This is a genomic window from Achromobacter sp. NFACC18-2, assembly GCF_900108985.1.
Taxonomy (GTDB): Bacteria; Pseudomonadota; Gammaproteobacteria; order Burkholderiales; family Burkholderiaceae_B; genus Achromobacter.
On record NZ_FNYM01000002.1, the window covers coordinates 368,608 to 387,230 of the forward strand.

At 63.7% G+C, this 18,623-nt stretch carries 19 protein-coding genes; 7 read left to right on the forward strand and 12 right to left on the reverse strand.

Features of this window, described 5'->3' with window-relative positions; genetic code table 11:
• Positions 1-152: 152 nt before the first annotated feature.
• The 3 genes from BMW75_RS04105 to BMW75_RS04115 all read left to right on the forward strand — a co-directional run bounded on the left by BMW75_RS04105 (position 153) and on the right by BMW75_RS04115 (position 5,357).
• Positions 153-1,760, forward strand: a complete 1,608-nt coding sequence (locus BMW75_RS04105; protein WP_076518091.1) for a carboxyl transferase domain-containing protein — start codon at positions 153-155, stop codon at positions 1,758-1,760.
• A gap of 60 nt (positions 1,761-1,820) precedes the next feature.
• Positions 1,821-3,845 (forward strand): acetyl/propionyl/methylcrotonyl-CoA carboxylase subunit alpha, encoded by a 2,025-nt coding sequence (locus BMW75_RS04110; RefSeq protein WP_092577020.1) that lies wholly within the window; start codon positions 1,821-1,823, stop codon positions 3,843-3,845.
• Positions 3,846-4,121: 276 nt separating this feature from the next.
• The gene (locus BMW75_RS04115) at positions 4,122-5,357 is read left to right on the forward strand and encodes an MFS transporter (RefSeq protein ID WP_092577023.1); all 1,236 of its coding nucleotides are present in this window, start codon (positions 4,122-4,124) and stop codon (positions 5,355-5,357) included.
• A 39-nt stretch (positions 5,358-5,396) separates the two neighbouring features.
• On the opposite strand, the gene BMW75_RS04120 is transcribed toward BMW75_RS04115, so the two are convergent.
• On the reverse strand, positions 5,397-6,368 hold the full coding sequence (locus tag BMW75_RS04120) for a DMT family transporter (protein ID WP_092577025.1): 972 nt from the start codon (positions 6,366-6,368) through the stop codon (positions 5,397-5,399).
• Positions 6,369-6,444: 76 nt separating this feature from the next.
• Here BMW75_RS04120 and BMW75_RS04125 point away from each other — a divergent pair, with 76 nt between their 5' ends.
• Together BMW75_RS04125 and BMW75_RS04130 are read left to right on the forward strand one after the other, a co-directional pair.
• A complete protein-coding gene (locus BMW75_RS04125; protein ID WP_092577027.1) occupies positions 6,445-7,320 on the forward strand; it encodes a LysR family transcriptional regulator in 876 nt (291 codons plus the stop codon).
• A 149-nt stretch (positions 7,321-7,469) separates the two neighbouring features.
• Positions 7,470-7,850 carry a lysozyme inhibitor LprI family protein gene (locus BMW75_RS04130; RefSeq protein ID WP_254791933.1) on the forward strand — a complete coding sequence of 127 codons (381 nt, stop codon included), beginning with the start codon at positions 7,470-7,472 and terminating at the stop codon, positions 7,848-7,850.
• A gap of 63 nt (positions 7,851-7,913) precedes the next feature.
• Here BMW75_RS04130 and BMW75_RS04135 read toward each other — a convergent pair whose 3' ends face one another.
• From BMW75_RS04135 to BMW75_RS04160, 6 genes are all read right to left on the reverse strand, one after another.
• On the reverse strand, positions 7,914-8,195 hold the full coding sequence (locus BMW75_RS04135) for a BrnA antitoxin family protein (RefSeq protein ID WP_092577033.1): 282 nt from the start codon (positions 8,193-8,195) through the stop codon (positions 7,914-7,916).
• Between the two features lie 344 nt (positions 8,196-8,539).
• On the reverse strand, positions 8,540-8,821 hold the full coding sequence (locus BMW75_RS04140; protein WP_092577036.1) for a BrnA antitoxin family protein: 282 nt from the start codon (positions 8,819-8,821) through the stop codon (positions 8,540-8,542).
• Complete coding sequence (locus BMW75_RS04145) at positions 8,805-9,125, reverse strand: transcriptional regulator (RefSeq protein ID WP_092577039.1); 321 nt, start codon at positions 9,123-9,125, stop codon at positions 8,805-8,807. Before BMW75_RS04145 ends, BMW75_RS04140 begins: the two co-directional genes overlap by 17 nt.
• 296 nt (positions 9,126-9,421) lie before the next feature.
• Complete coding sequence (locus BMW75_RS04150; protein ID WP_092577042.1) at positions 9,422-9,976, reverse strand: GNAT family N-acetyltransferase; 555 nt, start codon at positions 9,974-9,976, stop codon at positions 9,422-9,424.
• A 91-nt stretch (positions 9,977-10,067) separates the two neighbouring features.
• Positions 10,068-10,496 (reverse strand): bleomycin resistance protein, encoded by a 429-nt coding sequence (locus BMW75_RS04155; RefSeq protein WP_092577047.1) that lies wholly within the window; start codon positions 10,494-10,496, stop codon positions 10,068-10,070.
• A gap of 161 nt (positions 10,497-10,657) precedes the next feature.
• On the reverse strand, positions 10,658-11,734 hold the full coding sequence (locus BMW75_RS04160) for a hypothetical protein (RefSeq protein WP_092577050.1): 1,077 nt from the start codon (positions 11,732-11,734) through the stop codon (positions 10,658-10,660).
• A 215-nt stretch (positions 11,735-11,949) separates the two neighbouring features.
• Between BMW75_RS04160 and BMW75_RS04165 the strand changes: the two genes are divergently transcribed.
• Positions 11,950-12,324: a glutaredoxin family protein gene (locus tag BMW75_RS04165; protein WP_092577053.1), complete on the forward strand. Its 375-nt coding sequence runs from the start codon at positions 11,950-11,952 to the stop codon at positions 12,322-12,324.
• A gap of 66 nt (positions 12,325-12,390) precedes the next feature.
• Here BMW75_RS04165 and BMW75_RS04170 read toward each other — a convergent pair whose 3' ends face one another.
• From BMW75_RS04170 to BMW75_RS04180, 3 genes are all read right to left on the reverse strand, one after another.
• Positions 12,391-14,877, reverse strand: coding sequence for a TonB-dependent siderophore receptor (locus tag BMW75_RS04170; RefSeq protein ID WP_254791934.1), 2,487 nt, complete (start codon positions 14,875-14,877; stop codon positions 12,391-12,393).
• Positions 14,878-14,990: 113 nt separating this feature from the next.
• Positions 14,991-16,043, reverse strand: coding sequence for a FecR domain-containing protein (locus BMW75_RS04175; protein ID WP_092577059.1), 1,053 nt, complete (start codon positions 16,041-16,043; stop codon positions 14,991-14,993).
• Entirely contained in the window at positions 16,033-16,560 is a 528-nt protein-coding gene (locus tag BMW75_RS04180; RefSeq protein ID WP_092577061.1) for a sigma-70 family RNA polymerase sigma factor, read from the reverse strand. The genes BMW75_RS04175 and BMW75_RS04180 overlap by 11 nt, the downstream gene beginning before the upstream one ends.
• A gap of 164 nt (positions 16,561-16,724) precedes the next feature.
• Between BMW75_RS04180 and BMW75_RS04185 the strand changes: the two genes are divergently transcribed.
• Positions 16,725-17,174, forward strand: a complete 450-nt coding sequence (locus BMW75_RS04185; protein ID WP_254791935.1) for a hypothetical protein — start codon at positions 16,725-16,727, stop codon at positions 17,172-17,174.
• 143 nt (positions 17,175-17,317) lie between these two features.
• Here the strand turns inward: BMW75_RS04185 and BMW75_RS29670 are convergent, their stop codons facing one another.
• Both BMW75_RS29670 and BMW75_RS04195 read right to left on the reverse strand, forming a co-directional pair.
• A complete protein-coding gene (locus BMW75_RS29670; RefSeq protein WP_254791936.1) occupies positions 17,318-17,692 on the reverse strand; it encodes a hypothetical protein in 375 nt (124 codons plus the stop codon).
• Positions 17,693-17,742: 50 nt separating this feature from the next.
• On the reverse strand, positions 17,743-18,303 hold the full coding sequence (locus BMW75_RS04195; protein WP_092577064.1) for a hypothetical protein: 561 nt from the start codon (positions 18,301-18,303) through the stop codon (positions 17,743-17,745).
• Positions 18,304-18,623 lie beyond the last annotated feature (320 nt).

Genomic DNA, 18,623 nt, shown 5'->3' on the forward strand with positions numbered 1-18,623 from the left:
CCGCGACGGGTCGGTCGCGGGCCATGCAGGAAAGGCGCAACGAAATCCTTGAATCCAAATCGACAAGAATGCCCGGCCCACCGGGCAGCGAGACAACCCGCTCTCTTTTCGAGCGCCTTCAAATTCCAATCAAGCAGGACGGGTGGTACCCCATGCCCATCATCGAATCCCGCATCAATCCGCGGTCGCAGGACTACATCGACAACGCGAGCGCCATGCAGGCCCAACTGGACGACCTGAACCAGCAGCTGGCGCAGACGGCCCTGGGCGGCAGCGAGTCCGCCCGCGCCAAGCACACCGCGCGCGGCAAGCTCCTGCCGCGCGACCGCGTGGAAAACCTGATCGATCCGGGCACCCCGTTCCTGGAACTGTCGCCGATGGCGGCGCACGGCATGTATGGCGGCGACGCGCCCGGCGCGGGCGTCATCACCGGCATCGGCCGCGTGTCCGGCACCGAGTGCGTGATCGTCTGCAACGACGCCACGGTCAAGGGCGGCACCTACTATCCGATGACGGTCAAAAAGCACCTGCGCGCGCAGGAGATCGCCGCGCAGAACCACCTGCCCTGCGTGTACCTGGTGGACTCCGGCGGCGCCAACCTGCCGCAGCAGGACGAAGTCTTCCCGGATCGCGAACACTTCGGCCGCATCTTCTACAACCAGGCGCAGATGTCCGCGCAAGGCATCTCGCAGATCGCGGTGGTCATGGGTTCTTGCACGGCCGGCGGCGCCTACGTGCCCGCCATGAGCGATGAGTCCATCATCGTCCGCAACCAGGGCACCATCTTCCTGGGCGGCCCGCCGCTCGTCAAAGCCGCCACCGGCGAAGAAGTCAGCGCCGAAGACCTGGGCGGCGGCGACGTGCACACGCGCCTGTCCGGCGTCGCGGACCACCTGGCCGCCAACGACATGCATGCGCTGCAACTGGCGCGCAACGCCGTCGCGCGACTGAACCGCAAGAAGCCGCAGCCGCTGGCCACGATTCCCGTGCGCGAACCGCGCTACGACCCGAGCGAACTGAACGGCATCATTCCCGCCGACACCCGCAAACCCTACGACGTGCGCGAAGTCATCGCGCGCATCGTCGACGGCTCGGAGTTCGACGAATTCAAGTCGCGCTTCGGTCCCACGCTGGTCACGGGCTTTGCGCACATCCACGGCATGCCCGTCGGCATCGTCGCCAACAACGGCATCCTGTTTTCCGAATCCGCGCAGAAGGGCGCGCACTTCATCGAACTGTGCGCGCAGCGCAAGATTCCGCTGGTGTTCCTGCAGAACATCACCGGCTTCATGGTCGGCCGCAAATACGAAAACGAAGGCATCGCGCGCCATGGCGCCAAGATGGTGACAGCCGTGGCCACCGCCAACGTGCCCAAGTTCACCGTCCTGATCGGCGGCTCGTTCGGCGCCGGCAACTACGGCATGTGCGGCCGCGCCTATTCCCCGCGCATGCTCTTCATGTGGCCCAACGCCCGCATCTCGGTCATGGGCGGCGAGCAGGCCGCCAGCGTGCTGGCCACCGTCAAGCGCGACGGCATCGAGGCGCGCGGCGGGCAGTGGTCGGCGGATGAAGAGAACGCGTTCAAGGCCCCGATCCGCGAACAGTACGAACGCGAAGGCCATCCGTATTACGCGACGGCGCGGTTGTGGGACGACGGCATCATCGCCCCGGCCGACACGCGCCGCGTGCTGGGACTGGCGTTGTCTGCCGCGCTTAACGCGCCCATCGAAGACACCAAGTTCGGTGTCTTCCGGATGTAGGCCGAACCACACTTCTACGCGCTTCGCGCCCCTTCCGAACACTTCAGCTTGGATAACGCAATGTTCGATACTGTGCTGATTGCCAACCGCGGCGAAATCGCCTGCCGCGTCGCCGCCACCGCGCGCCGCATGGGCCTGCGCACCGTCGCCGTCTATTCCGACGCGGACGCCAACGCCCGCCACGTCGCCGCGTGCGACCAGGCCGTCTACATCGGCGGCTCCGAGCCGCGCGCCAGCTACCTGCGCGCCGACGCCATCCTGCAGGCCGCGTGCGACACCGGCGCCGGTGCCATCCACCCCGGCTACGGCTTCCTGTCCGAGAACGAAGCCTTCGCCCAGGCCGCCCAGGACGCCGGCATCGCCTTCGTCGGCCCGCCCGCTTCGGCCATCGCCGCCATGGGCAGCAAGTCCGCCGCCAAATCCCTCATGGAGAAAGCCGGCGTGCCGCTCGTGCCCGGCTACCACGGCGACAACCAGGACCCGCAGTTCCTCAAATCGCAGGCCGACGCCATCGGCTATCCCGTGCTCATCAAGGCCAGCGCGGGCGGCGGCGGCAAGGGCATGCGCATCGTCGAATCGTCCGGCGCCTTCCTGGACGCATTGGCCTCGTGCCAACGCGAAGCCGCATCCAGTTTCGGCGACGACCGCGTCCTGATCGAACGCTACCTGCAAAAGCCGCGCCACATCGAAATCCAGGTTTTCGCCGACACGCACGGCAACTGCGTCTATCTCTTCGAGCGCGACTGCTCCGTGCAGCGCCGCCACCAGAAAGTCATCGAAGAAGCGCCGGCCCCCGGCATGACCGAAGAACGCCGCCGCGCCATGGGCGAAGCCGCCGTCGCCGCCGCGCGCGCCGTCGGTTACGTGGGCGCAGGCACCGTCGAATTCATCGCCGAACCCGACGGCCGCTTCTACTTCATGGAAATGAACACGCGCCTGCAGGTCGAGCACCCGGTCACCGAAATGATCACCGGCCACGACCTCGTCGAATGGCAACTGCGCGTCGCCGCCGGCCAGCCGCTGCCCGCGCGCCAGGAAGACCTGCGCATCAACGGCCACGCCATCGAGGCCCGTATCTACGCCGAGAACCCCGAGAAGGGCTTTTTGCCCTCCATCGGCACGCTCGCCTACCTGGGCCTGCCGCCGCACACCGCATTTACCAATGGCGACGTCCGCGTCGACGGCGGCGTGCGCATGGGCGACACCATCACCCCGTTCTACGACCCGATGATCGCCAAGCTCATCGTGCACGGCGCCGACCGCGACCAGGCCCGCGCCCGCATGTTGCAGGCCCTGGCGCAGACGCAGGCCGTGGGCGTGCAGACCAACGTCGCCTTCCTGTCGCGTTTGATGAAGGACAGCGCCTTCGCCGCCGCCGACCTGGACACCGGCCTCATCGAGCGCCAGCGCGCCACGCTGCTGCCCGACCCCCAGCCCGCCGACGCCGACGCCCTGGCGCTGGCCACCGCCGCCGTGCTGGTGCGCCAAGGTCTCGCGCAACCGGGCGCGCAGGGCGCGGGTAAAGGCCCCACCGACCCGTGGGACGCGCGCGACGGCTGGCGGCTGGGCGGCCAGTACCGCCGCCAGTTGCAGTGGACCGACAACGGCGAAGCCCGCCACGTCACGGTGGCCCGCCAGGGCGGCGCCTGGACGCTGGACACCGGCGAGGGCGCGCGGCCCTTCCTGTGGCGCTCGCACGCCAGCGCCAACCCGAACTTGGCCTATGGCCTGCGCATCACCCTGCAAGGGCATGAGAGCGCCGGCACGGTCGTCCTGCACGGCGACCGCGCCTACGTCTTCCGCGAGGACGGCTCGCACGTCCTGGACCTCTACGACGCGCTGACGCACTCGCAGGACACGCAGGGCGAACACGGCGCGGGCCTCGCCGCGCCTATGCCCGGCAAGATCATCTCCATCTCGGTCAAGCAGGGCGACAAGGTCGAAAAGGGCCAGCCGCTGCTTGTGATGGAAGCGATGAAGATGGAACACACCATCTCCGCCACGGCCGACGGCACGGTGGGGGAAGTGTTCTATGGGGTGGGCGATCAGGTGACGGAAGGCGCCGAGCTCGTCTCGATCGAGTAACGGCTGTTTGAACGAGCCCGACGGCTTCCGGCGATATTGCCGGGAGCCGTTTTGTTTATGAGGGTTCATAACAATTCGGGTGACGCGCCGGCATTCAATGCCCCGTATTGGCTGCGCACCTGGACGCCCGGCGCTTACTTCTCGCGCGCTTTGACGGATTGCCGCATGGTTGCGACCATTTCGGCTCCAGGAACCACCGCTTGCGGTCCGCGTCGGTTTAGCTGCGCGTCAGCGCCCCGCGCCTAGAATCGGCTCTTCCCCCGCGCCACGCCCACCATGTCCGCCGCCGACACGCCCAGTCCGCTTTCCCGCCCGCCGTTCCTGCATTTCCTCTGCGGCCGCGTCGCCGCATCGCTTGCGTTCCAGATCGTCTCCGTCGCGGTGGGCTGGCAAATCTACGCACTGTCCGGCAGCGCGCTGGACCTCGGCCTCATCGGCCTCGCCCAATTCCTGCCCATGGCCGCGCTGACGCTCGTCGTCGGCCACGTCGCCGACCGCTACGACCGCCGCAAGATCGTCGCCACCTGCATGGCGCTCGAAGCCCTGGCCACGCTGGTGCTCGCCATTGCCGCGCTGCATGGCGTCGGCGGCAAGACGCTCATCTACGCCACCATCATCATCATGAGCTCGGCCCGCGCCTTCGAGGCGCCGACCCTGTCCACGCTGATCCCCGCCGTCGTCCCGCGCGAATGGCTACCGCGGGCCACCGCGCTGTCCTCGTCCGGTGGGCAGATCGCGCAGATCGCCGGGCCGGCGCTGGGTGGGGTCGGCTACAGCCTGGGAGCAGGGTGGATCTACTGCGTCGCCGCTGCGTTGTATATGACGGCCTTCATCGCCATCGCCACCCTCGTCATCGAACGCGCGCCGCCTCGCAAAGAGCCGACCACGTGGCGCACGCTATTCGGCGGCATCACCTTCATCTTCCAGCGCCGGTTGCTGCTAGGCACGTTGTCGCTGGACCTGTTTGCCGTGCTGCTGGGCGGGGCGACGGCGTTGCTGCCGATCTTTGCCAAAGACATTCTCAACGCGGGGCCGTGGGCGCTTGGCGCCTTGCGTGCCGCACCCGCCTGCGGCGCGGCGTTGATGTCGCTGACGCTGGCGCGCTTGAGCCTGGGTGAGAACGTCGGGCGGCTGCTGTTCGGCTCGCTCGTCGTGTTCGGTCTGGCGACCACGGTGTTCGGGCTGTCGACGTCGATCCCGCTGTCGGTCGCCGCGCTGGTCGTGCTGGGCGCCGCCGACGCCGTCAGCGTTGTCGTGCGTTCTTCACTCGTGCAGTTGAATACGCCGGACCACATGCTGGGCCGGGTCAGCGCGGTGAACACCTTGTTCATCGGCGCGTCCAACCAGCTCGGGGAATTCGAATCCGGCCTGACGGCGCAGCTATTCGGCGCGGTGCCGGCGGTGGTGATCGGCGGACTCGGGACCATCGCGGTGGCCGGTCTGTGGATGCGGTGGTTCCCGGAACTGAGACGGCTGCGGACGCTGCAGGGGAACGAGGTCGCGCAATCGTAGATCGTGGCGGGTCAGGTCGGCGCGGTAGATGCCTCTTGGTCACGCGCCCTCTTGCGGGCCGACCGCCGCACGCCCAGATTTTCCGCAACGCTCCGCGCTCCAGATCGCCACGCCCATGATCGCGATCCCCGCCAGTTGCAGCGCGTCGAAGCGCCGGTCGAAATACAGCCAGTCGATCAGGATCGCCACGGCCGGATAGACAAACTGGAACACGGCGATCCGGCCCGTCGTCAGGCGCGCCATTCCCTTGTAGATCAACGTGTAGGCCGCGGCAGTGTGGATCAACCCCAGGCCCGCGAGCCAGATCCATGAAACGCCCCAAGCCGGCCAACCCTGCTGCATGGGCCAGACCCACAACACCGCCGTCCCCAAGGCGCATTGCCACCATGCCAGGACGCCTGCCGGCCTGTCGCCCAGGCGCCGCGTCATGACGGTCGCAAAAGCCATGCATATCGAACCGATCGCGCAGAACGCAATGGCCCACCAATAGCCGGCCCGCGACGCTGCCGACAGCGCCGACGCATCGTGCTCCAGCACGCCGGTCGCCAGCACCAGGCCGATCATCGCCACGAACACCGATACCATGCGCTGCCGGCTGCTACGCTCGTGCAGCCACACCGCACCCAGCAACAGCACCCACATCGGCTGAATGTGGAACAGCACCACCGCCATTCCCGCCGACGTGCGCTCGATCGCCGCGAAGAACAGCACCCAGCTCAACACCATCAGCGTACCGGCCCCCAGCACCAGCGGCGCGCTGGACTTAGTCAGCCGCAACGCGCGCGCCTGCCCACGAACCGCCATCCATACCGTCAGCCCGGCAAGACCGAAGGCGCACCGGAACCACGCCGTCGTCAGCGCCCCCGCGTCCGCCAAATGCACGAACACGCCTATCGTTCCCAGCAGCGCCGACCCCAGCAAAAAAGGCAGGGCGCTTGTGATTGCGCCCCCGTGCGAGGTGGCAGGCGCTTTCGGGGAAAAGTCGGTGTGCAAGGGCTGATCCGTATTCATGCGGCCAGTTTGCCGCGCACCGCCACGGCCGAAAAGCGCATAATTCCTCTATCTTCCATTCGAAAATCGAAACATCATGAGCGCCTCGGCACGCGATCTCCAGATGGACTGGCTGCGCTCTTTCGTCGCCGTCATCGACGCGGGCTCCCTGTCTCGCGCGGCAGGCGAAGTGCACCGATCCCAGTCCGCCGTCAGCATGCAGCTCAAGAAACTCGAAGCGGCGCTCGGGCACAGGCTGATCGAGCGCGACACCCGCACGCTGGAACTCACCACCGAAGGCCAAAAGCTGCTGGGCTATGCGCGCCGCATCCTGGACCTGCAGGCCGAAGCCCACGTCGCCTTGGGCGCGGAAGCACTGCGCGGCGTCGTGCGCCTGGGCGTTCCCGACGACTACGCGGCCAAATACCTGACGCCCGTGCTAAAGCGCTTTGCCCCGCGCCACAGCGGCGTGGAAATCGTCTTGAGCTGCGAGCAATCGACCTCGCTGATCCCGCGCGTGGCCTCGGGCGACCTGGACTTGGCCCTGGTGTCGCGCGACCACGCGCGCCGCGGCACCTTGCTGTTCCATGAACCCATGGTGTGGATCGGCTCGGAAGAATTCGCACTGTGGCGCCGCGATCCCCTACCCATCGCCATGTACGAAGAATCCAGCCTCGCGCGCCGCAGCGCGCTGAACGCGTTGGCGCTGCAGGGGCGCAAGCACCGGCTCGTGTACAACAGCTCAAGCCTGGCGGGACAGATCGCCGCGGTCGAAAGCGGCCTGGCGGTCGCGGTGCTCACGCAGTGCAGCGTTCCCCCGCACTTGCAGATACTGGGCAGCCAGCATGGGCTTGGGCCGTTGGAGCCCATGCAGGTGGCGGTCTATCGGAGCAAGGCGTCGCGCGGGTCGAAGGCGGTGGATAGCCTGCATGGGTTGCTGGTCAACACGTTGAGGCTGGTTGACGGGGTTTGAACCCGGTATGGACTGATCGCATCCCTGGCGACTATGTATCGGACGGATCTGATGGCGACGCGCTGCCATTGGCTCGAAACTCTTACTTTATGCGTCCAGGTTCCGTAATACTTCAAGCCATGCTGGCTCTAGCACCGCTAACCGACACCATGGCTGCCGACGGTGTGCAGACCGAACAGGAGCTGTACGCGACATGCTCCGCGGATTCGCAGGCTGGAATGCGGGATTGCCTGTCGCGCGCCGCCGAGGGAAGCGGCAAGGCGCTGGCGGCAGCGCAAAGGGAAGCTACCGCAGCCCTGGACGAGTGGGACGAGGAAACCCGATACGTCGACCAGACCAAGGCGCGGCTCGCGGCCTCGAATCGGGCATTCGCGGAATACCGTTCGGCGCAATGCGAGTGGTCCGCATCGTTGAGCGGCGGTGCGGCGGGCAACGCACACGACATGGGCAAGCTGGCCTGTGTGGCCGAACTCAATCACCGCAGGGCCAGGCAATTGCGCGAGGCGGTGGAGGATCTGCCGTTGAAATAGCCTGCGCCCTCGCGCTACGAGCGCATGACAAGGCTGACCGCAAGAATGCGTGCAAGCACGCTCTTAGGTCAACTGATGCGACGTCAGCCAGTCTTTCAGCGCATTATTGATGCGCGTCTGCCAGCCCCGCCCTGTCCCCTTGAAAGCAACCGGGATATCTTCATTGATACGAATGGTGGCGGCAGACTTTCGACTTGCGGCAGTGCTACCTACGGAACGCCCACGCCGCCGCACGATATCGTCAGGCTTGTGCACGCAAGCATATTGGCATCGCGCAGCCTGCTTCGCGCTACGAAGCAGTCCGACCTCAAACTCGGTCATCTCGGCATCAGGTTTCCTGGCCATCAAGGCACTCCTTCATTTTGACGAGGAACGAGGCTGGAAGATTGTCGACCTCGGCTGCCTACCACTAACGAGTCTCCCCGTTCCGCTCAAGCGTGAGAATGCGAGCTGCGTGTCTACGCACACTCAGATTTTCGAATGAGATCACCGCTGCTTGCTAGGAGATCTATTGTGACAGTGCTGATCCGGCCTTCCCCGTAGCGGAACCTGAAAGCAGACGAAGAGAGCACAGAGAGACTCTTCGCCAATTTGACCACTTCCGATTGCATGAGCGAATCTGCGACGGAACGGTTGCCGTCTCGGTAACGGATGCCGACGCTAATCGCATTCGCGTTCCCGCACGCTTATCACGTCAAGCGATGCGTCTTCAACCAGTCTCTCAACGCGTTGTTGATCCGCGTCTGCCAACCCTGCCCAGTTGCCTTGAAAGCTGTCAGGATCTCCTCATCAAGACGAATGGTGGTTGCCGACTTTCGCGTTGCAACGGTGCTGCCCACGGGCCGGCCACGGCGACGCACAATGTCGTCAGGCTTGTGCACGCGAGCGTATTGGCCTCGCGCAGCCTGCTTCGCACTTCGCAGCAGAGCCGCCTCAAATTCGGCAATCTCGGGATCAGGTTTCTTGGCCATCAAAGGTCTCCTTGAGTTTGGCTAGGAACGAGACAGGAAGATTGTCGAATTTGGCTTTGGCGTACACGATCAGAAGCACCACCTCACCATGGGTCAATCGAAGGTAATAGATCACGCGGGCGCCGCCGCGCTTTCCCATACCGCTGCGCGACCACCGCACCTTTCTACATCCGCCAGAACCGGGAACAACGTCCCCCGCTTCAGGGTTCTCCGCGATCCAGTCAACGAATGCCTCGCGTTCGGAGTCGCTCCACACCTTAGCCGCCCAAACACCAAATTCGCCCGTCTCAATAACGGTTAGCACGATTTAATTGTACTAACAATTTATTGAGAGGCGCAAAGTAGATTGAAGCGCCGCAGCCCAGACTTTTGACCTCAAGTCGATACACCCGCCATCGACCAACCACGCGATGCAGTTTTCGCCCCTTCACTTACTAAACTCCCTGTTCAAACGCGGCAGTGCGAGCTGCGTTTTTGCGAGCACTCAGCGTGTCGAACGAGATCAACGCTACTCGCTAGGAGATGTAGTGTGACGAAGCCGAGCCCGCCTTCCCACTTGCCGAAGCCGAAATCAGACGAAGAGAAGCGCAGCGTGGTCGCTCAGCGCTCATACCTCATCTCATCAGTAGACAGCTTCGAATACAGCACAAAGTCCCCTGGCGTTCCTCGGACCATTCGGTAAGAGCGTAGAAGTCCTTCGCGGCGAAAGTGACATCGCTTAAGAACGCGCTCGGACCGCACGTTGGTGTGCAAGACCGTGGCCTGCACACGGATAAATCCGTATGTAGAGAAGGCCCATCGGGTAACAGCGTCGCATACCGCGCCCGCGATACCCAATCCCCAATGTGATGGAGCGACGTCGTAAGCGATTTCAGCAGTGTTGTTGGCGTTCGATATGGTGTGAAAACCGATTGTCCCGATGAGCCGATCGTCAAGTCTGTCGACGATAGCTAGCCGTCGGTCCGAATCGCCAGAGGGGGAATCGAACAAGTCGAACAAGCGGGAAAGGTCTCTGACTGAATCCAGATTCCAGCTCGTATGCTGGAACACCTCCGGCAAGGAAAGATAAGAATACCAATCGTCCGCGTCGGATCGCTCTAGCTGCCGTAGCACGACCGCCGGGTGGCCAGAGCTTGGGGCCGCCGTGATTCGCATCAATCGCTCCCTTGTTGAGCCGTCCTGCCCTTAATTCGTACCAGGAAGTTCTAAATGCAGCGGTAGTGCCTTAGATGGAGCGCGTTGCGCATCACAAAGGGCGATTTCCGATCCAAGCCGAAAAGCGCAACAGGTAGCCATCAGGGTCTTGCACTAGAAACTGTTGCACGCCAATCTCGATTTCCCCGCTTCTGTACCATCGCCCCTCCGGCTCCCGGTACAACGGCCAATCGGCGTCGCGTAACGTTCTGCACAGTGCGTCGATCGACTTCACCTTGATCTCGAAATTCACGCCACGACCCAACGGCGCTTCAAGCGGTGCCGTGACCCAGCCACCGTCCCCTCGGACCTCTTCAAGCATGAACTGTGCGCCCTCGCGGTCAAGGAAAACAAACCCCTCCTCTTCGCGCTGATAGACGACCTCGAAGCCGCACAAGTCGATCCAGAATTGCCGACTACGCGCGAGATCTCTGACCATCAGCTCAGGAACCATGCGTGCTCGGTACGATTTATCTTCCATCGTCTCTCCTTTTTATTGGGGCCATCGTATCGTCTTTGATTCCAGTTGGCCATGGAAGCCTTCACTTGGTCGAAAGAGCTGAGTAGGGGACCCGCAGGCGCACTGCATCTTCTGGAACTCGACTGGGCTCCGCGCTGATCACGAAGCAACTGCGACCGGCTTTATTTCCAGCTTTCTTTACTCATCTCAAACCGATTCGGCGCCCCAGCCGCCGGATCGAAGTAATACTTAGGTTCCCGATAGACCAGCTCTTGCAACGCGGCATCCAACTTCGGCAGCTGGAAACTGGCAGCACTACGCGCCTTCCGAAAATCCTCAAGGCTTGCGGGCAAACGCTCCAATGTCATCGACTCCACCACGCACACCCATTCCCGCGCCAACACGCCGCACGAATCCTTGACCATCTTCGGCTGGTCGTCCGGCAACTTGAACCCGTCCGTCAGGACCACGTCACCCGCTTTCAGCGTGATCGTCGCCAACGGCGTAAACAGCAGCTCTATGTCAACGCCCGCAACCGGCAACATCTCTGCCTCGCGATTGTGGAAGGCGCGCCTGGCCCCCTCCACCCAGCGATACTCCCGGGCCGCCTCATTGCAGCCGTCCCCATAGCGCAACGTGACCTCGCAGCCGGAGCCCAGCCCATCCTCGCTCGGCGAAAGCGGCGTCCAGGGTCCGTCCTTCTTGAAGTCGATATCCGCCGTCTCGGTCAACGTCGCCATGCCGAGATCCTTCAGATAGTCCATCGATTTCGCGCGCACCGTCGAGTCCGGCAACGCCGTCCGCGGCTGGTGGTAGGTAATGCGATTGAGCCGGTATTCGCCGGGCCAGACCGGAATCACCTGATACGCGACCGCGCCGTGCGTCGTCTGGAACATCGGCCCCGTGTCGGAGAAAACAAACTTGTGCTTGCCTTGCCCCACCGTGATCGCGAATCCCTTCTCGGTCTTATGTTGCCAGTGCAAGAGCACGCTGCTCTGCCGGGTAAATTGATCCCGCGTGGCCGCATCATCAAAATCGCGCGGCGGCTGCGCATCGAAATTGACGGTCGGGACTACCACCAGCGCCATGTCTTCGAGAGCTTCACCGAGCAACTTGTCCGTGGTCCCGCGATGCCGGTCCCGCACCGCTGCCGCGTCGGCCGCCAGCTTTCCATCGTTTGGCGACTGTGCCCAGGCAGCGGCCGGGGCGAGCAGGGCAGACACGCATACAAGGGCAAGCACGCGGCGAGACAGCGTCATCGGTCTTCGTTCCTTTATGAGTTCGGATGTTGAGTGAATCGGCGCCTGCCACTGAATCCTGCCAGCGGGATGCGGGCGAGGCGCCAGGGCATGATATCGCGGCAAGCGTCACGGCATGCGCCAGACGCCTCTGCTTCCTTACCGCGCCACGCAAGCGCCTATGCCGCCGCACAGGGTAGACTGGCAGCCTCTCTCAACCTTCCGAGTCCACATCCATGCTCGTCAAAGCCCTGCGTGTCGGCCTGGGTCAAATCATTGTCCTGGGCGACGCACTGACCCGTCCGCGTCCGCAGAGGCGCTCGCCGCAAGGCCAGGCCGCCGTCAATGCCGACGCGGCCGCGCTCTCGCTGTATCAATTTCAGGCCTGCCCCTTCTGCGTGAAGACACGCCGCGCCATGCACCGGCTCAACGTGCCGGTCGCGCTGAAGGATGCCAAGAACGACGCGGAAGCGCGCGCCGCATTGCAGGCGGGCGGAGGCAAGGTGAAGGTGCCTTGTTTGCGCATCGAAGACGCCGAAGGCACGCGCTGGATGTACGAATCCAACGACATCATCGCGTATTTGGAAAAGCGCTTCGCCAACGTCGCCTGACCGCGCGAAAAGCAAACGGCCTGCCGGAGCATCCGGCAGGCCGTTTTCAATTGCGTAAAGAACGCGTCAGAATCTTCCCCGCAGCGTCAGCAGCACGCTGCGCGGCGCGCCATAGTTGTTGCGGTTCTCCAGATAGCCCGGGTACTCGTAGTAGACCTTGTCGAACAGATTGTTCACGTTCACCGCCGCAGTCCAATGCGAAGTCAGGTCATACGCAACGCGCGCATTCCACACGCTATACGAAGGGCGCCGCACATTTGAAATCGTATTGGTCAACGCGCTCTGCCAATTGACGCCCGCGCCCACGCTCAACCGATTCAGGTCACCCGGCAGACGGTATTCGCTCCACACGCGCAGCATATGCCGCGGCGTTTCCTCGCTGAAGGTCTGGCCCTCGCGCTCGGGGTCGCTCAGATACTTGTTGCTGTTGAACGTATAGCCGGCGGCCACTTGCAGGCCCGGCGCCAGTTCGCCGCTCATCTCGGCCTCGAAGCCCTGGCTGCGCACCTTGCCCGCCGCGCGCGAGCAATAGCCGCCGTTGCAGACCGGTCCGGCCTCGTAATCCTGCACCGCGCGATTCTTCTGGTCGATGCGGTAGACGGCGAACGACGTGTTCAGCCTGCCGTCCATCAACTCACCCTTGATGCCCACTTCATAGTTGGCGCCCACGATGGGTTTAAGGATGCTGCCGTCCAGCGTTGTGGCCGTCTGCGGCTCGAAGATGTCCGCATAGCTGGCATAGGCCGACCACTGCGGCGTCAGCGCATACACCAGGCCCAGGAACGGCGTGAACTCGGCGCTGGCTTTCGCGGTGCTGACGTCGTCCCACGTTGCGGCCTGCGTCGTGTAGCGGCTTTCAAACCAGCTGAATCGCCCGCCCGAGACCAGCGTCAGGTTATCCGTCAGGCCGCTGCGCAACTGCGCATAGATGCCTTTCTGCACGTGCGGGTCATAGCGGGACAGCCGCTGCGAATCCGGAAAGCTCTCGGGCTTGGGTACATGCGGATCCGGATGGAACACATCCAGCGGCAGGTAGTTGGACGCGTACTCGATCCGGTCGCTGGACTTCAGGCGCGACATGCTCACACCCACCGTCAGGTCCTGCGCCATGCCCCACGTCGTGAAGCGGCCGTTCACATTGGCATCAAACCCAAAATGCTCGGCGGACTTGTCGTAGTTCCAGGCATTGCGCATCGGCCCCATCAACGTCACCGGGTCCACCGCGCCCGTCGCATCCAGCGCCGACGTCAGGCTGCTTTCCTTCACGTAGGTGCCCGCGATGTTCAGCCGCCAGTCGCTGTTGAAGCGATGCGTCAGGTCGGCGAAGACCTGGGTCTCGTCGCGGTCCCACTGGTTCCAGTCCGCACCCAGAAAGGTCGAACGCTTCAAGTCCAGCGAGCGGCCGTCGCTGTAACGCGGCAGCCCGCCAAAGAAGGGCGTGGATCGAACGCGCGACACCAGCACGCCAACCCCCACCGTCGTGCGCGGCGACACGTCGTAGTCCAGCGCAAAGTACAGGTTGGTGTTGCGTTCCTTCACCACGTCGATGAACGAACCCTTGGTGTCGTAGTCCAGCACCGCACGCGCCCGCAAACTGCCGTCGGCGTTAAGCGCACCGCCCGCATCCACTATCCCGCCCACGTGGTCCCATGAACCGGCACGCGCCTCCATCAGCACCTGCGTCTCGGCGGTGGGGCGTTTGCGCACCAGGTTGACCGATCCGCCCGGCTGGCCCGCGCCTTCCATCAGGCCTTGCGCACCCCGCAGCACTTCGACGCGATCCAGATACGCCGTGCTGCCCGTGAAACTGTTGCCCACCGCGTAGAAGCTGCGCGACAGCGGCACGCCGTCGTACTGGATGTTCGTGATCTTGAAACCGCGCGAATAGAAATTGCGGCCGCCGTCGGCCACTTCGCTGATCGTCACGCCCGTCGTGTTCTCCAGCACCTCGCTGATGGTCGAGAGGTTCTGATCGTCCATGCGCCGGCGCGTGATCACCGTGACGGACTGCGGAATATCCTTAAGCGCTTCCTCGGTCTTGCCGATGGTCGCTGCCCGGGCCGCGTAGGAGTTCGTGTTCTCGGTGGTCGCATTGAAGACGCCCGTCACCAGCACCGGCGCCAGCGTGCTGGCCGCGGATTGCGGCTCGGCCTCGATGCGGATGCCGCCGTCCACGTTGACGGCGCGATAGCCCGTGCCCGACAGCAGCGCGCGCAAACCGTCCGCCACGCCATACTGGCCATTCAGGCCCGCGCTACGCCCACCGTTCAACTGCGCGGACGAGTACGCCAGCGAAATGCCGGCCTGCTGGGCGAATTCCGCCAGCGTGTCGTTCAACGGTCCCGGTGCAATTGCATAGGCGCGCGACGTGGCAGAGGGCGCGTTTGCGGCAGGCACCGTCTGGGCACGCACGGTCATCGGGCTGGCGGACAACGCGGCCAGACCGAGCGCCGCCGCCAGCGGCAGCAGAACGGCAAGGGAAGGGGTGGGGCAGGCGCGCATGCAAGCCCGGGCGCCCGGCGCCGTGGCGGCCGGGTGTCGGTAGGTCTTCACGAAAGGGTTACTCCAATGAGGGTCGGTCCATCTTGGGCAGTGCGCACTGCTTCAAGCGGTATGACGAACGAATTCGCCGATCCCCTCAAATATTTTTCGCCAGGCGTTGTCCATCAGGCGCGCGCCCGCACCCGCGTCACGCGTCCGCCCCACCACAGGCGGCCGGCTTGCGGTTCGATCGGCAGGATCTGACGCAGCAGCGCCAGCACCTTGCGCGTGTCGTCCAACTGGAACACGCCGGATACGCTAAGCCGCGCCACGGCGGGGTCGCATTCTATTGCGCCGTGATAGCGGGACAGTTCCTGCAGGAATGCGGCGAGCGGCATGTCCCGCACCGACAGCGCACCTTCGACCCACGCGCCGCCGTCCATCACGCGCACGTCGGTTGGCCCCGCACTGAATACCTTCTGACGCGTCATCCGTGCGGATTCGCCTGCCTGCAGTGTCTTTGCGTCCTCATCGCCGCCATCGCGCGGAAGCATGGCGACCATGCCTTCGGCCACCGACACTTCGCTGGCCTCGTCCCACTGACGCACCCGATAGCGCGTCCCCATCGCGCGCGCCTGGCCATCGCGCGTTTCGACGAACAGCGGACGTGACAGCGGGTCGCTGCCGGAGATCAGGTAGACCTCGCCGGCCAGCAACGTGATCCGGCGCGCATGATCGCCATAACGGATGTTGACCGCCGTGTCCGTGTTCAGCACCAGCGTGCCGCCGTCCGGCAACACGACCCGCCGCCGCTCGCCGCGAGACGTGGCCACATCCGCCAGCGCGTGCTGCACCAGCTGGACATCGCGCGCCTGCCACGCCATCCAGCCGCCCGCCGCCAGCACACCCAGCGACATCAACGCCTTGCGCCGCGAACGCAGCGCCTGCGCCGTTCCCGTCTGCCGAAGAATTCGCGCCGCGGCTTCCGGCGGCATGTCCATCGCGGGCCGCTGCAAACGCGCGCTGAGCGCCTGCAACCGCTCCCACACGAGCGCATGCGCCGGGCTGGCGCCCAGCCACACATCGAACGCCCGCCACGCCGACGCGTCCGCCGTGTTGTATTGCAGCTTGATGCGCCAACGGATGGCGGCGTCCAGCACCGCCGCATCGCCCGCGCCATTCAGGGTGGCGTCCGCACCCGCGCCGGTCTTGCCGGACGCAACGCGATCAGCACTCATAGACCAGGCGATAGCAGTGTTGCAATGCCTGCGCCAGATAGCGCTCCACCGTCGCCACCGACTTGCCCACCTGCCGCGCGATCTGCGGGCAGGTATGGCCCTCCATCTGCGCCAACAGGAAAACCTCGCTCACCTCGGGCTTCAACCGGCCCAGCATCTGCGCGATCTGCTCCAGCGATTCCAGGATCAGCAGGCGCGACTCCTCGGACGGCCAATGTTGTTGGGGATAGGTCTGCAACACCGCCAGGTAGTTGCGCTCGATTTCCTGGCGGCGCCAATGGTCCACCAGCAGGCGGTTGGCGATGGTGCGCAAGTAAGCGCGCGGTTCGCGCAGGGCGGTTTCGGTCTGGGTGGAGGAATTGGCCGACAGTAGGCGGACGAACGCGTCCTGCGCCAGATCCGCCGCGCGATGCGCGTCGCCGAGTTTCAGGCGCAGCCAGCCATGCAGCCAAGAATGGTGGTCACGGTAAAGCGTCGAAATACCGGCGTCGGGACTGGCGCTGGGGTTGGCGGACATCGGACGGGCTTTGTTAATGGGAATGGTTCCCATTATAGGGGTGAAGGCGAAACGGGTCGGATTCGATGATGCGGGGGGGCTTCGGGATGGGTTCTTCGCTTTGCGGCTCTCGGTCTGGCGTGAGTTTGGTACTTGAGGCCTAAGATGTCGCCCAAGGAGCGAGTATGGCCACCAAGAAAACGACACCATCGCTGAAGCATTCCGCCCGCCGCGTCGCAATGACGCTATGCGCGACCAGCCTGCTTGCCGCATGCGAGCCGTCACTGCCGCCACCGCCGGCCGGGTCGAAGCTCACTGCTGAAACCATCGCCACGCGTGAGGCGCCAGCTGAACATCAGTTCAAGGGCGTGCTCGCGGGAAAGCCTATTCATCTGCTTGCGCACAACTGCAAGGTGTATCGGGTTGACCCAGCCGAAGGCGAGAACGTGAGCTGGACGCTGGTGCTGGAAGGCGATTTCTATCCCTTGCCGACATCATGCTTGAGTCAATCGCTGACGGAAGATAAGGGCGGCGTGACGGCGTTCATCGGGCGGCAGGCGCTTGGGGCTGGCGGGTGTTGCACGGGAACGCCGAAGTATCGGACGAAGGATGGCGTGACGTGGAAGCCGAACTGAGAGGGCTGCTCGCACAACTGTGCGCAATGCTAGCGTGACTCTCCCTGGATCTGGTGCCCGCCGCCCCAGGGTATCGCCAACGTGGATCAAAGTCTGCCAGCGGCCCACTTCAGAGCGCGAGTCACGCCAAAGACTACCGCAAGCTACGCGTCGTGGTTGAAGGTCGTAATTTGCAGATTCGGCTCGACTCGAAGCCGAAATCCATGTGGTGCGGGTTGGCCAATATGAACTCGACCAGCGAATAAGTTGGCGGCGGCGAATTCGATAAATTTCCCCCACTTATCGTCTATGACCCGTACACCAGGGCAGCTTAGAAGATGGAAATGCACCACCGGTTCACGCATGTCGGCACATCGAATCGCAACCTCAACATCGCCCTCCAAAGGCCAAATTGTTAGCACCAGACTTAGAGGCGGCTGTTCAAGAACATAGCGGTATGAGGTGCCGCCCTCCGCCTCGGCAGGCGATACGCCCAGAAACTCCAGAAGATCGAGAGGCTCCCAATGGAATCGGGTCATACGATCTTCGTTCGCGAGATGGCGTCATGAGCAGGCCGCGCGGGCATCGGTCAGCCTCCAGCGATCACAATGTGCGACATCCCCTGCCGCCCTAATTCCGTCAGAAGTTCGAGCAGCGCCTCCGGCGGTGCCGTTCCCATATCTCCCATCAAGATCCAAAGCGGATCCCGCTGCTCAACGGGAAAGAAGTTATGTATGGCACCGCTCACCCCAGAGTGCGCATACGCGCCGGTATCCTCAACATCCAGCCAGTGCGTGATCCATTTTTCAATCTTGCCCATGTCGGTGGGCGGCTTGTCGAAAATGATCTGCATGTCGGACCACGCAAATGGATGGATATCCAGTTGAAATGTTCCGCAGTCATAGCGGCATGAGTCGACTTCCGGATCCGCGCCCAGATGCTGCATATTGAAGCTCCACTTTCCTTCACTTTGCATGTGCCTGGCATCAACGCGCATGTAGCGATAGGGATACGAGATCGTTTCGTCCCGCTGGCTGATGAGCACTTCAGTCTGGACTTGCGCATTCTCTTGCAAAAGCGCGGCTTTCGCGCCAACAAAAAAGTCCACGTAGCGTTGTTGCTCTCGCCGAATGATTGCTTCGATGCTCATGATTACTTCCAATCCAGTTTTATGATTCGACCATGCCGTTGCGAGTACCAGAACTCGGCATTTGCTGCCAACTGTGCAAATCCGAATGCCCAATTGTCAGCCGGAAGAATATACGCTCGAGCGCTGACAAGGCGACATTATGCCGGCCCGAGTCACCGGGGATATATGGCCGCTCGTCAGGGACGATCAGTCCGTCGAAGGATCGGCTTGATAGCCCTTTCGTGAAAGCCGAGCTCTTGGGCGTCGACGGCCGCACCCTGTATGTCCCAGGGATTAGGCTGCCATTCCGGAAGTACGCCATCTCGGCGGTAAATGCTCGT